14 protein-coding genes are annotated in these 12,887 nt (G+C 63.8%); 8 read left to right on the forward strand and 6 right to left on the reverse strand.

Annotated elements, in window-relative coordinates:
* Positions 1-183, reverse strand: a 183-nt coding sequence (locus tag D474_RS33600; RefSeq protein WP_239647138.1) for a hypothetical protein, incomplete at its 3' end; no start/stop codon positions are given.
* Between D474_RS33600 and D474_RS29575 the strand changes: the two genes are divergently transcribed.
* From D474_RS29575 to D474_RS0121375, 7 genes are all read left to right on the forward strand, one after another.
* Positions 109-516 (forward strand): DUF5753 domain-containing protein, encoded by a 408-nt coding sequence (locus D474_RS29575; protein WP_239647141.1) that lies wholly within the window; start codon positions 109-111, stop codon positions 514-516. The two genes, D474_RS33600 and D474_RS29575, sit on opposite strands and share 75 nt — an antisense overlap.
* Positions 497-688: a DUF397 domain-containing protein gene (locus tag D474_RS0121350; RefSeq protein WP_017615530.1), complete on the forward strand. Its 192-nt coding sequence runs from the start codon at positions 497-499 to the stop codon at positions 686-688. The genes D474_RS29575 and D474_RS0121350 overlap by 20 nt, the downstream gene beginning before the upstream one ends.
* Positions 689-893: 205 nt before the next feature.
* Positions 894-2,054 carry a hypothetical protein gene (locus D474_RS0121355; RefSeq protein WP_017615531.1) on the forward strand — a complete coding sequence of 387 codons (1,161 nt, stop codon included), beginning with the start codon at positions 894-896 and terminating at the stop codon, positions 2,052-2,054.
* Between the two features lie 234 nt (positions 2,055-2,288).
* Positions 2,289-3,125 carry an ABC transporter ATP-binding protein gene (locus D474_RS0121360; RefSeq protein ID WP_017615532.1) on the forward strand — a complete coding sequence of 279 codons (837 nt, stop codon included), beginning with the start codon at positions 2,289-2,291 and terminating at the stop codon, positions 3,123-3,125.
* The gene (locus D474_RS0121365; RefSeq protein ID WP_017615533.1) at positions 3,122-4,003 is read left to right on the forward strand and encodes an ABC transporter permease; all 882 of its coding nucleotides are present in this window, start codon (positions 3,122-3,124) and stop codon (positions 4,001-4,003) included. The genes D474_RS0121360 and D474_RS0121365 overlap by 4 nt, the downstream gene beginning before the upstream one ends.
* A gap of 597 nt (positions 4,004-4,600) precedes the next feature.
* Positions 4,601-5,227 carry a hypothetical protein gene (locus tag D474_RS0121370; RefSeq protein WP_026118681.1) on the forward strand — a complete coding sequence of 209 codons (627 nt, stop codon included), beginning with the start codon at positions 4,601-4,603 and terminating at the stop codon, positions 5,225-5,227.
* On the forward strand, positions 5,224-5,712 hold the full coding sequence (locus D474_RS0121375; RefSeq protein WP_017615534.1) for an ATP-binding protein: 489 nt from the start codon (positions 5,224-5,226) through the stop codon (positions 5,710-5,712). The genes D474_RS0121370 and D474_RS0121375 overlap by 4 nt, the downstream gene beginning before the upstream one ends.
* 64 nt (positions 5,713-5,776) lie before the next feature.
* On the opposite strand, the gene D474_RS0121380 is transcribed toward D474_RS0121375, so the two are convergent.
* From D474_RS0121380 to D474_RS31940, 5 genes are all read right to left on the reverse strand, one after another.
* Positions 5,777-6,667, reverse strand: coding sequence for an immunity 49 family protein (locus D474_RS0121380; protein ID WP_338045295.1), 891 nt, complete (start codon positions 6,665-6,667; stop codon positions 5,777-5,779).
* 151 nt (positions 6,668-6,818) lie between these two features.
* Positions 6,819-7,712: an immunity 49 family protein gene (locus D474_RS0121385; protein ID WP_051051067.1), complete on the reverse strand. Its 894-nt coding sequence runs from the start codon at positions 7,710-7,712 to the stop codon at positions 6,819-6,821.
* Between the two features lie 85 nt (positions 7,713-7,797).
* Positions 7,798-9,531 (reverse strand): immunity 49 family protein, encoded by a 1,734-nt coding sequence (locus tag D474_RS0121390; RefSeq protein ID WP_239647139.1) that lies wholly within the window; start codon positions 9,529-9,531, stop codon positions 7,798-7,800.
* A 155-nt stretch (positions 9,532-9,686) separates the two neighbouring features.
* Positions 9,687-10,577, reverse strand: coding sequence for an immunity 49 family protein (locus D474_RS31245; protein WP_239647140.1), 891 nt, complete (start codon positions 10,575-10,577; stop codon positions 9,687-9,689).
* A gap of 6 nt (positions 10,578-10,583) precedes the next feature.
* Positions 10,584-12,413 (reverse strand): hypothetical protein, encoded by a 1,830-nt coding sequence (locus tag D474_RS31940; RefSeq protein ID WP_161628698.1) that lies wholly within the window; start codon positions 12,411-12,413, stop codon positions 10,584-10,586.
* Positions 12,414-12,474: 61 nt separating this feature from the next.
* On the opposite strand from D474_RS31940, the gene D474_RS31945 reads away from it, so the two are divergent.
* Positions 12,475-12,887, forward strand: a 413-nt coding sequence (locus tag D474_RS31945; protein WP_204367135.1) for a hypothetical protein, incomplete at its 3' end; no start/stop codon positions are given.

A 12,887-nucleotide genomic window follows, 5' to 3' on the forward strand; every position in this document is an offset into this window, starting at 1 on the left:
GTGACCAGCGCCGATACCGACCTCCCCCGACTTTGAAACAGCCCTGCCCTCACCGCAGGGAACCCACGGGAGCCGCGCGAATCTGTACATCGACTCGTTGTTGGCCGACTGGAACGGCAGGAAGTGTGGATCAGCCCCGCACCTCCGCGCATGGTCGCTGTCCTCGATGAGGTAGTGCTCCACCGGACAATCGGCAGCAAAGCTGTCATGGCTGATCAGATCATGCACCTGCTCAACCTGATTGAACAGCGCCTAGTCAAAGTGCTGGTGATTCCGACAGAGCGGGAAGGGCACCCAGGCCTGACTGGACCTTTCACCCTGTTGTCGCTCAGGGATGGGAGGGATCTGGCATACGTGGAGGAAGCCCTTGCTGGCAGGATGGTCCATGATCGCGAGGGCATCCGCACTCTGTCGTTGCAGTTCGGCGACCTGCAAGAGGTGGCACTGTCCCCGGCCGAGTCACAGCGGCTACTGAAGAAGTTGAAGGAAGGCTTCGATGGAACTCAACTGGCATAAGTCCAGCTACAGCGGCAACCACGGGGGCGACTGCGTCGAGGTCGCGGAGACTTCCCAGGCCGTGCACATGCGCGACACCCAACACCGCCACCTCACAACCCTCACCTTCACCCCCGAAGCGTTCACCAGCTTCGTCTCGGACCTGAAGGTCGACGGCTCGGGCCGCTCCTGACGTCCACGGTTCCGCCGCCTCCCCTTCCCGCACCTCCAACGTTTCCAACGCTCCGAAGCCCCGGGCACCCATGACCAGGTGTCCGGGGCTTCATCGTGCCTGCGTGCCGATCCCGCGTGCGTCTCCGCCGCCCCGGTGGTCCATCATCGGTCCGGGGACAGACCCCGCCCTCCTGCCGATACCCCCGACCCCACGAGGAACCTCCGTGAGAGAGACCCGCCGCCTGTTGCGCACCCCCACCGGCCCGGCCCTACTGGCTGCCCTGGCACTCGGCGCCGCCTCGGCCTGCTCGAACGAGGAAGAACCAGCGCCGCCGGAGCAGGAGAACATCCCGGAGACGGATGAGATCCCTGACCCGGGCCTCTCCGGGCTGGTCTTCTTTCACCACGCGGACCACGAGTTCTTCCTGACCTTCCACGATCCCGAGGACGGAAGCCTGGACACCCGGGTGAGCGTGCAGGATCTTGTTCTGACCGCCGAGGAGGACACAGGCGGCTTCGACCCGGCTCGGAGCGAGGAGATCACCTTCTCCCCCGGTTTCGGCCACACGGTGACGCCCACCGACGGGGGCCTGCTCCTGGGCGCCATCGACGAGCAGCGGGCCGCGTACGAGCAGGTGACCACCATCGCCCCGACAGCAGGCCCGGATCCGGAGGGCCCCGGTACCGAAGGCCCGGCCTTCGAGGAGGGCGAGGTCACCTACGAATCCCCACAGTTCAGCCCCGATGGGTCCCATCTCTGGTTCGAGGAAAAAGCCGAGGGCCAAGGGGGCAGCTCCCGCCTTCTGGCCGTCGACCTGAGCACCCCGGAGGCCCAGCCCGAGTTCGTCGGGGAAGCACCCACGTCGTCCATGCCGGCCGCACAGGCCGAGGAGGAGTGGGCCAACCGGAACACGAGGAACCTGTCGGAGCCCGAGAACGCGTACGCGATCAGCGAGGCGGAAGAACCGACCGTCTACACCGAGCCGGAGGGGACCAACGACGCCGGGCTGAAGTTCTTGGCCGACGACGAGACCGGTGACATCATGCCGTGGAACTTCATCCGCGGGGGCGACGGCACCTTCATCGGCCCGCTGGACGGATCGGCTGAGGAGACCGACCACCCTGAACTGTCCGTGTTCGACCTGACCGCCGACGGCACGGTGAGCGACGAGGAAGTGCTGGTCGAGGCAGAGGACAACCCCGTCCACCGCTACTGGTACGACAGCGACGGCGACCGTCTCCTCCTGAAGACGGACGACGGCTACTACTGGCAGGAGATCGACGCCGGAGGCGAGCCGGAACTCGCCTTCGACGCCCTTGATTTCGGGGACGACGAGCTCGCCAACGATGAACTGCCCTTGGGACTCCACGCGCCGCTGAACTGAGCCGCCGAGCTGAGCGGCAGAGCCGGAGCGACAGCGGCACAAGGATCGACAGCTTCGATGACATCCCCGAAGCCCCGGGCACCCATGACCAGGTGTCCGGGGCTTCGTCGTGCCTGGGTCGGCCGTCGACCCGACAGCCAGGGCCGGCCAGCGGGACGGGGCAGAGCAGGGCGCGACATGATTCCCCCGCCACAATCACTTGCCAAGATGGAAAGTCAATGCCACCGTGGAATCATGACCCCAGCGAACCACCCACCCGCGCCCGACCGGACGCCCGGCGACGACCCGATACACCCGCCCGCCAACGCCACGGACACCGCCCCCGCCGTCGAGATCCGCGGCTTCGTCAAGCGCTACACCCCGCGCAAGGGCGAGCCCACCACCGCCGTCGACCGCCTCGACCTGCACGTCGAGCACGGCAGCATCCACGGACTCCTCGGCCCCAACGGCGCGGGCAAGACCACCACCATCGAAACCCTCGTCGGCCTGCGCGCCCCCACCGCCGGCACGGTCCGCGTCCTCGGCGTCGACCCTCGCGCCGACCGCGACCACATCCGCCGCACCGTCGCCGTCCAGCCCCAGCACGCGGCCGTCTTCAACCACCAGACCGTCGCCGAACTCCTGCGGGCCTGGGCCTCCTTCCACCCCGAACCCGACGACCCCGACGCGGTCATAGAACGCATGGGCCTCACCTCCTCCCGCGACGTACGCGTGCACCGCCTCTCCGGCGGCCAACGCCAGCGCCTGCTCGTCGGCACCGCCCTGGTCTCCCGCCCCCGCCTACTGGTCCTGGACGAACCCTCCACCGGCCTGGACCCCAACGCCCGCGAGGACCTTTGGGAGGCCGTGCGCGCCTACCGCGCCGACGGCGGGACCGTCCTGCTCTCCACGCACTCCATGGAGGAAGCGGCTGCCCTGTGCGACCGCATGAGCGTGCTCGACCACGGCCGTATCGCGGCCGAAGGAACGGCGGAGGGCCTCGTCGAGGAGCACGCGCCCGGCGGCACGCTCGCCGACGTGTTCCGTACCGTGACCACCCGCGCCGCCGAGGGCGGGGAGGAGGCAGCATGAGCGCCGAAGCGATCAGCGCCATCGTCAGCAGCACCGGCACCAGCAGCAGCACCGCCGCCATGAACAACGACCCCCACAACACCGGAACCGGAAACCACCAGGGCCCCGGTCGCCCCACCACGCCCGGCGCGGCCGCCCAGCTCCTGCGGCTGCAGACCCGCGAGTTCGTGCGGGAACGCCGCGGCTTCTTCACCTCCCTGATCCTGCCGATGGGCCTGTCCGCGCTCTTCTTCGGGATGGCGGTCCTCACGCCCTCTCCGGCCTCCGGCGGTGGGTTCGACGAGACCGTCATGGCGATCGTCGTCTTCCTGACGGTCTCGACCGCGCCCCTGATGGCCACCGCCGCCTCGCTCGCCGACGCGCGCGCCCGCGGCACGCTCCGACTGCTCGGCACCACCCCCGTCGGCCGCGCGCGCCTGATACTCACCCACATGCCTGCGCGCCTCGGCCTGGTGCTGGCACAGCTCGTTCTGCTCATCGGGATCGGCGCAGCGCTCGGGTTCGTGCCCGTCGCTCAGGGTCCGGCGCTGCTCGGGGTCTCGTTGCTGGGTGTGGCGCTGTTCGGGTCGATCGGTTACCTGCTCGGCGGCCTGCTCCCGACGGCGGAGACGGCGTGGAACGTGTCCACGTTCGTGCAGCTCGTTGCGTTCTTCCTGAGCGGCCTGCTCCCGATGTTGAGCCTGTTGCCGGACCCGGTGGAGAACACCCTGTCGGTGGTTCCCACGTTCTTCTTCGCCGACCTGCTCATCGGTTTGGGGTCGAGCGGGGAGTCCACGCACCCGGTGTGGCTGTCGGTCGCGGTCGTGGCCGGAACCGCCGCACTGATCGCCGCATTGGCAGTGCGGTTGTTCCGTTGGGACCAGGGCGAGGAGCGCTGACCCGGCGCGCCACTCCGCTGCACCGCACAGCGGCACACCACCCCCGGGGGTCCTGGGACGGAGAACCCCTGGGGGTTTCTTGTGCCTGCCGCCGGGGTGCCCGTGCCCCACACGCCTCTGGAATCTCCTGGCCCCGTGCGACCTGGCCCCCAGGTTCGTTTCCCCCGATCCGGAATTTTCCTGGGGCCATCGGGGGTCGAATTGTCCAGATAAATCACCCAGGAACGGAACAAAATTCCTGGCAGCTGGAAGATTTCCGTCTCCGGTTGCCCATGAACCCCGCTCTTCTGTCAGCCGCGTGGCCTAATCTGTGCTCAAGACCCGCCTGACCCCACAGAGGAGATCTTTCACAACTGAACAAGCGGTGACCCCGCGACGGTTTTACACCGCCCGGGGCCGTGGCCAGCAACCAACACTCCTTTAGACAAGGACTTTGCCAGCATGCTCAAGTGTATCGCTGCTCTTTTCGGCTATGCCCAAATCCTGCTGACGGGCCTGTTCCGAGCACCCCGCGGACGGCACTCGACCAGGCGCGATGTCTCTCGTGTTTCCCTCGCGCCGGTCCCCTGGGTCCCGCGGACCTTCCGGGTCCACCTGTTGACCCGCTTCCGGTGCTTCGCCTCCGGACCGTGGCCGGCCAAGCGCCAGCGCTCCCGCCGAGTACGCCCCTTCGCCCCGAAGCAGCCCCCGGAACCGCTCAGCGTTCCCGCGCAGCCCGCAGTCTCGGCGCCCTCGGACCGTCCGGCCCTCCTCAGCCCTCCCGCGGCCCACATCCCCGCCGACGAGGTGGCCCTCGTCCGGCCCTACTACGCCGCGCACGAGCGCACCTGCGCCCAACACGAGGCCGAACGGCGCCAACGCGCCGCCGCCGACCGTCTCACCGCCTGGGGAGCCGACCTCGGCACCCTCGCACCGCCCTGCCCATCCCCGCCGGACCTGCCCACGCGGCCCGTACGCATCCGCCCCGGACGGCCGATCCCCGTCCCGCGCCCGCACGACCCACAGCCGCCCGCGACGGTGCCCGCCGCCCGACCCGCGGTCGGCCACGCCTCCCGCGGCTCCGCACGGCCACAGAGCGGACCGTCCGCCCCGATCGCCCACGTGACTCCTCCACCCGGCGCCCCTCACTCTCCGCTCCCCGACCGCCTGCAACACCTGCCCCACCTGTCCCGGCTCCGTATGAAGAACCAGCAGCAGCGAAAGGCCCAGGAGGTGGCGGTATGACCCACTCGATGCACCCACTCGTCACCTGGGAACACCGCCTCTACCCCGGCGACCTCGCCCACGCCCGCACCGTGCGCTCCGACCTGTCCGCCGACCTCGCCGGCTTCGACCCCGACCTGGTCGACACCGTGCAGCTGTGCGTCAGCGAGCTCTTCGCCAACTGCGTGAAGTACACCGATTCCGGGCGCCCCGGAGCCGACGTCCTGCGTGCGCTGTCCCTGCCCGGGCCGCGCACGCTCCGCGTGGGCCTGAGCGACTGGGGTGGCAGCGGGGCCCTCCCACGTATCCCGACCGACCGGACCGACGACGAGTGGGACTGGGCCGAAGGCCAGCGCGGTCTGGCGCTGGTCGAGAACTTGTCCACAGGCTGGGGACATCGGCGGCTCGCACCCTGGGCCGACCTCGGAACCCACGTCTGGGCCGAGTTCGCCCTCGACCCCGCAGGCGTGCCCGCCCTCCCGCCGTTCGTCTTCACCTGCCCCTGACACCGGTGCTCGGGAGGGGCGGGACCGCCGTCCCTCCCGCACAGCGGGTACCCCACGGGTTCGATCAGATCGGGAACTCGTCGAACCACGAGTGCTCGACCAAGTGCTTCGGCAGATACCCCGAGACCACATTGAGCTCGAACTCCGGATCCACCTGCGCGATGTCATAAGCCATGCAGGCGAAGGCCAGCAGACCCAGCGGGAAGACACCATCGATGTCGTCTGCGCGCTCCGGCGTCGCAGTCCAGTACTCACCGAAGGCCGCCACACCAGCTGCCAGCGCCTCGTTGAACGCTGCCGAGTCCCGCTCCACCAAACGAAGCAGAACCAACATCTCAGGGAAAACCAACTTCCCTACAGACTCCTCATCACCGAAACCGGACACCTCCGGGTCAGACTTTTCCACCGCCGCAGCGAGCTCTTCCTCGAACCCGTCCCGGTGCAACACCACCGCCTGCAACGCAGAAATCCAATGATAGACGTACTGCGCGTACTCAGTACTTTCGGACTCACCACGCTCCCGGATAGTCTCCACCGGGATACTGCACAGGTAGTTCAGGCTCTTCTCATGACGACAGACCATGGAATAAAAGAAGGCATTAACCCATGTCTTCGCATTCAAGTCTGAACTATTTCTTGGAGCCTGGACCGCCTTATCTTGACGGTCAATGAACAGTTCAATCCCCTCACCCTCGGGAGCCACTTCGAGATTGATCATCGCATTATATGCCTGCATGACCAGCACCCAGGACTCCCATGTCTCAACGTAAGCGACTCGAGGGTCAGCCGCTGTCATATATTGAGAACGCGTCGCGATCGCAGTCGCAGCCCTAAGGGAATGAACCGGGGAAGAGGATACAACACTCACCCACTCCCCAGGACCTTTTCCAATGATCCTTTTTGCTGCATCACCAACGCGGTGACTGAGATCGTGACGATCAATTTCAAAAACCATTTTAGCTAACCTCTGATATCAAAGAACCGAATAGACTCTCCTCTGCCCATATTCCTGTCTTCAGGAGACAACGGGGCCCGACGGTGGGGCAAGGTACTCACTGGAGGACGGGCGGCCGCGCAAGCAGGCGGACAACGATGGCGAGGCAGGGTCAGATGGCGAACTCCCCACGCCAGGACCCCTCCAGCAGGTGCTTGGGCAAATATCCCGACACCACATCGAACGAGAACTCATCATCGGAAGCAGCAAGGTCCCAAGCCCAGCACGCGATCGCCAACAAGCTCAGAGGGAGCAGGCCCTCCTTGTCGTCTTTTCGCTCAGGGTCGGAGGTCTGGTATTCCCGGTACGACTCGAGCGCTCTCGCCAACGACTCATTGAACGCAGCGCTGTCACGCTCAGTCAGACGCAACAGCACATCCATGGGCGGGAACACCACCTGGTTCAGTACATCCGCGTCCCCGAACTCCACCCGATCCGGCTGCGACAGCTCCATCGCCGCCAACAACTCCCGACCGAACTCCTGAGGCCGCCCCTTCACGAACGCCTGCAAAGCACCCACCCAGTGATAGGTGAACGGGTTGTACTCCGCACCATCGGATTCCCCTGCTTCCCGCAACACCTCCACCGGGATCTCACACAACTCCTCCACCCGCGCATGATCCCGGCACACCACAGCCAAGAACAACGCTTGCGTCCAGTTCGAAGCGTTCAATGCAAAGTGGGGGCCAAGCGTGGAAGAGCTGCGGACCTCATGATTCACCATGAACTCGCGCTCCTCACCCGGGGGATAATAGTAGAGCATGAGGACAGCATGATGCAGCTGCATGGCCGAGGCGAAAGCTTCCCATGTCTCCAACCATTCCGCATGCGGATCAGCGTGAACGCCGAGAATCACATCGAACCACAAAGTAGACATGCCACGGTAAATACCCCGCTTGCCGTCAGCCACCCTGCTGGTCCAAAATTCGCGATTATCCGAACTCTTATCCCAGAGCTTCGGGTTTACACCCTTATTGACATGATGCCGAGGAATTTCAAATTTCACGGGTTTCACTAAATTCTCCACCTACGTGGCTGCGCTCCCGCGCAACTTGGATCCGGTCTACTCAAGGCAGCCACTCTCGACACGATCAGATCGGGAACTCACGCTCCCACAGACGCTGCAGAATACACTCCGGGAAGTACGTGGAACTCAGGTCCGGCACGAAACCCACCTCCTGACGCAGGTCATAGGCCACGCACGCCAGCCCGAACAAGGTCAGCGGGAGCACACCCTCCGGGGATGAGCGCCGTTCCTCGGTGGCCGTGTAGTACTCGCGGAACAGCTCCAGGGCCTCACGCATCGCCCCGTTGAAACCATCACTGTCCTGCTCGGCCAGTTGCACCAGCACCTTCATCGGCGGCACGGCCAGGCAGCGCAACTCTTCAGCACCCCAGGCATCGGCGTGCTCAGGCGTGGCCAAGCGCAACGCCTCATCCACCTTGCCGGCCACAGCCGAACGGTTCACGAAGAAGCTCTGCAACGCCTCGGCCCACGCGTAGACGAACTCGTCCTCGACCACACCCCGCGCCTCGATCCTCTGGCGGAGATCCGAGATCGGCTGCAGCGCCATGACCGGCACCACCGAGTCCAGCCGGCACGTCAGAGCCAAGCAGAACGTCTCCAACCACGTCTTCATGTCCGCGCCGGGACCCGGCTCGATCGGGCCGAAGGTGCGCACCTCCCCGAGCACACCGACCTCGGTCGCCTCATCGGTCAGGCTCGAGCTCAGGAAAGCATGGCCGATCTGGGCCCAAGCTGCCCAGGGCACCCACGTCAGCAGCTCAGCGCCCCACGGGTCGTCCGCGACGCCGGCCAGAGCCCAATCACGCAGCTGCCGGTGGACCTCCGGAAGACGCGTGACATCCTCATCCACGCTCTCCACCAGCCGATCGACCGACTCGATCTCAAGGCTGCGGACCTGCTGACGCAGTGGTGGCGTGGCCTCGTGGCGCTCGACCATGGGGACCGCATCCGGCTCCGGACCGTCGCTCGGAGCCTGCACACCGAACCGGTCGAGCAACGCCTGCGGGTCCACCGGGTCCGGGATGTGGGCGCGGTAGGGGAACTCGTTCTTCCACGCCCGTTCCAGGATCTTGCGCGGGAAGTAGGTCGAGCTCAGATCGGGCTCGAACGAAGGCTCCACCCGGTGTAGGTCATGGGCCACACACGCCAGAGCGAACAACGAGCGGGGCACGGTGCCGTCGAGGTCCGGCCCCTCGTCCTCGTCCTCATCTTCGTCGTCACCGACTTCAGTAAAGAAGCTCTTGAAGCCGACGAGGCCCCGATACATCTCCTCGTTGAACCCCTCGGAATCACGTGCGGCCAATCGGCCGAGCACCTTCATCTGCGGAACAACAAGCCTCTCCGCATCCTCAGAATCCAGCAGCCACAGGCTCTCCGGCTCACACAACCGCAACGCCTCAGCCAGGTTCGCCTCGAACGAAGGCCGCTGAAGTACGAAGTCCTGCAACGCCTCAGCCCACGACCAGACGAACTCATCCCGAACCGATCCCCCGCTCTCCGACCACTGACGTAGAACAGGCACAGGGATCCGAGCCAACGCATTGACCCGATCCCGATCACGGCACGTCATCGCCAAGAACAACGCATCCAACCAAACCGACACGTTGTACGTCGACATAGGACTCTGGCCGGTGAGCGCACGAACCTGGTGGTACATCAACCGCTCGAACGACTCACCCGGCTCAGCCGCACCCATGGCCAACAACGCCTCAGAGGCCTGCATCCACGCAACCCACGCCTCCCACGTCAACCGCTCCGAAACTTCAGGATCCATCGAGAAGCACAGGAGCGCGTCCATAGAGATAGGGGCCATATACATGTCTACCGAATGCGGCGACTCTTCGAACACGGGCATATTCTCTTCGAGCCGCCCGGTAACCCTTTTCCGACCAAACACATATCCAGGATGGGCGGAATCGTGCCGATGAACGAAGGCTGAGATCAGAAAACCCCTCAGATGGGGAACTCGTCGAACCACGAGTGCTCGACCAAATGCTTCGGTAGGTACCCCGAGACCACATCAAGCTCGAAGTCCGGATCCACCTGTGCGATGTCATAAGCCATGCACGCGAACGCCAACAGCCCAAGCGGGAAAACTCCATTGATGTTGTTGGCCCGTGACTCGGTCGCGGTCCAGTACTCCCCGAACGCAGCCACCCCAGCAGCTAGCGCCTCGTTGAACTTCTCCGAGTCCCGCTCCACCAACCGAAGCAGAACCAACATCTCGGGAAACACGAGCCTCCCCACGGACTCATCGTCACCGAAACCAGAAACTTCCGGATCCGACTGCTCGATCGCCGCAGCGAGCTCCTCATCGAATCCGTCCCGATGCAGTACCACCGCCTGCAACGCAGAAATCCAATGATAGACGTACTGAGCGTACTCAGTTCCCTCAGATTCACCGCGCTCACGAATTGAATCCACAGGAATGCTGCACAAGTAGTTCAGGTTTTTCTCATGACGGCAGACCATGGAGTAGAAGAAGGAATTCACCCAAGTCCGCGCATTCAAATCTGAACTATTCTTGGGAGCCTGAATCGTCTTTCCCTGGCGGCCAATGAAGAGATCAACCTCGTCACCTTCAGTCGCCGCTTCGAGCCGCAACATTGCATTATATGCCTGCATGGCAAGCACCCAGTATTCCCAAGTTTCAATATAAGCAGCGCGAGCATCTGCTGCTGTCATGAATTTAGAACGGACCTCAAAAACAGAGGCCGACTTGATTGCATGACCCGGGTGCGAAAAGACAATATTTATCCATTTTTCAGAGCTTTCTTCGAGCCTTCTTTTTTCTGCCTCGTCAACTCGATGACTCAGGTCGTGATTTTCAATCTCGTAAACCATATAAAACTAGCTCCTTAGATCAAAGAAACGCAGAGACTCGCCCGTGTATCCGGTTTTTTCGCTATGCTTCCCCTTTCCTTCAACATAATGAACCTTCCCCTCTAGTAGCTTGAGGTCAATGTCATCAGCGATGTCAGATTCGCGCCCACCCCTTTCTCTCATGAGTCTAATGATTTCATCGAAATATTCACGGGTGCCTTGCTTGACCTTGTACTGGTTCGCCCCCTCGCCGATGGTCCTGGATCCGAGCTCTGTACTCTGATTGGACTTCGCTTCAACGACGACATAGCCGCCGTCCTTGGTTCGGTAGATCATATCGAACTGACCTGAACCCGAACCGGGCGCAGTGTCAGGGATGGGGATGGGGTTAGGGCTGTCCGGGGTATCCGGGGCCAGCTCGGGAAGCTTCTTCTCCCGGACAACGGTCCTTTCTCCCACCCCTTCGACCTTTACCGTTTCTTCGTACTTGAGCCACTTGGTCCCGTCGAAGCGATCCAGGACAGCTCTGTGCCCCGCAATTTCACCGACGGTCTCCGACAGCTTCGTCGCCTTGTCAGCCCAAGGCTTGCGGAACTCCCTGGACTTGTTCGCCTCCGCCGACTCCTTTCCGAAGGTCTCCTTTTTGTCCTGCACGATTTTGTTGAGGTCTCTGAACATTGAGTAGGCGTAGCTGCGCTTCCTCATGACCTGGTCCAGCGCCGACATGATCGTACGCATGGAACCCTTGGGGTTCGCTTCCACCTTCGTCATGATTTTTTCGCCCAGGTACTTCACCGCATTGGTCTGCACCTCACCCTTCTTGAGGCTGAGCGATCCGTCGGGGGCCTTCTCAAGCTTGGGGATCGTACTGTCTTTCCCTCCGATCGGAATGGAGTCTTCTGTGCACCTGCGGGCGCCGTCGCTTTTATAGAAGATGTCTCTGAGGCCCTTGAACTCAGGGTCGTTGAGGCGGTTGATGAAGTCCCTGACCCCTGCGTCCCAGGAGCTGTGGTCAAGATCCTTCAGGTAGGGCTCGGCCGCCCTCCTGCGCTCCTCGGAGGTCTTCGAGCTCCAGCGCTCGTCCGATGGCCCTCTGGTGCTGGAATTGTTGCTGGAGCTGTTGTCCCCGCTCCCGCTACCGGATCCGCTGTCGCCGCCCGGACCACCGGTGGGCGGCACAGGTGGCTTCCCTCCACCACCGCCGCGCCCGACTGCCTCCGCTGCGCTACCGCCTCGGCTCGTATCAGTGTTCCGATTTTCCGGTGATTCGGCTCTGTCGCTTCGTTGGCCACCCGAGGAGTTCTCAGAGATTGCGTTCTTTTCCTGAGAACCGAACATCTGCTCGACAGTATCCGGAATTTTGTCGCCCTGGAGTGCTTCTTCCGTGTCCTTTTGAGTGCGCTCCCTGACCAGGACATCGCCTGCACTCTGTTTCACCGTGCGATGGCGCGGCTCCGGTCCGGAGCCCGGAGATCCGCCTGACCTGCTGAAAGCGCCGAAGGGGCTGGCCGTGAATGCAGCATTCATTATCTGATTGAATGCAGTATTTACATCATTCTTCTCCCGCTCCGTGGAGTCGTCCTTCTTGTCGGGCGCATTACGGTCAGCACCGAAGCCTTCTGCAGAGTCCCGATGATAAGCTTCCACGATTTGGGCGAACTTTTCATTTCCTTCCCGCAGGTGCTCACTCGGGTGATCGTTCCGGACCGACTCAGGGAGCCTGGGGTCCCCGGCGGACACAACTTCGTTCGAGTCGATCAGGTCAGCCCGGTCCGCATGCGCGCTGGAGTCAGGGGTCACGCCATCGGCGTTCTCTCGCAGCAAGGCCTCAGTGAGCTCACTGTGCCGGTCGGACATGGAGTCCTGCTGCGACCCCTGACCAGAATCGGGGCCGTTGTCCTGGCTGCCGAGGGGTTCCGTGCCGTCCTCGCGCAAGGCAGCGGCGACGGCCTCGCGGGCGAGCCTGTTGCGGTCGACACCGCGCTCGTTACTGCTGTCGTTGTTGCGATTGCTACTGCTGTCGTTGCTGGAGTCGTTGTTCGAGTCGCGGTTGTCGGACTGGGAGTTGGCATCGTTGCTGCCCGACTCCGAACCCCGGCCGCCGGCGCCATCACCGCCCATGCCGCCGCCCGAGTCAGTACCGCCCGCGGCGGTACGCGCGCCGACCTCGGTGGCGGTAGCAGTGGTGGTGCGGGTGGACTCGGGGGTCTGCGACGAGGAGTTCGACGAAGACGAATCCGTGGAAGACGCGTCCGAAGAGGACGAGTCCGTCGAGGACTCGGAACCGGAGTCCCCACGCGCGGCCGTCTCGGTGTGCGACCACCGGTCACC

Origin of the sequence: Nocardiopsis salina YIM 90010, from assembly GCF_000341025.1 — a bacterium.
In the GTDB taxonomy this organism is placed as follows: Bacteria; Actinomycetota; Actinomycetes; order Streptosporangiales; family Streptosporangiaceae; genus Nocardiopsis; species Nocardiopsis salina.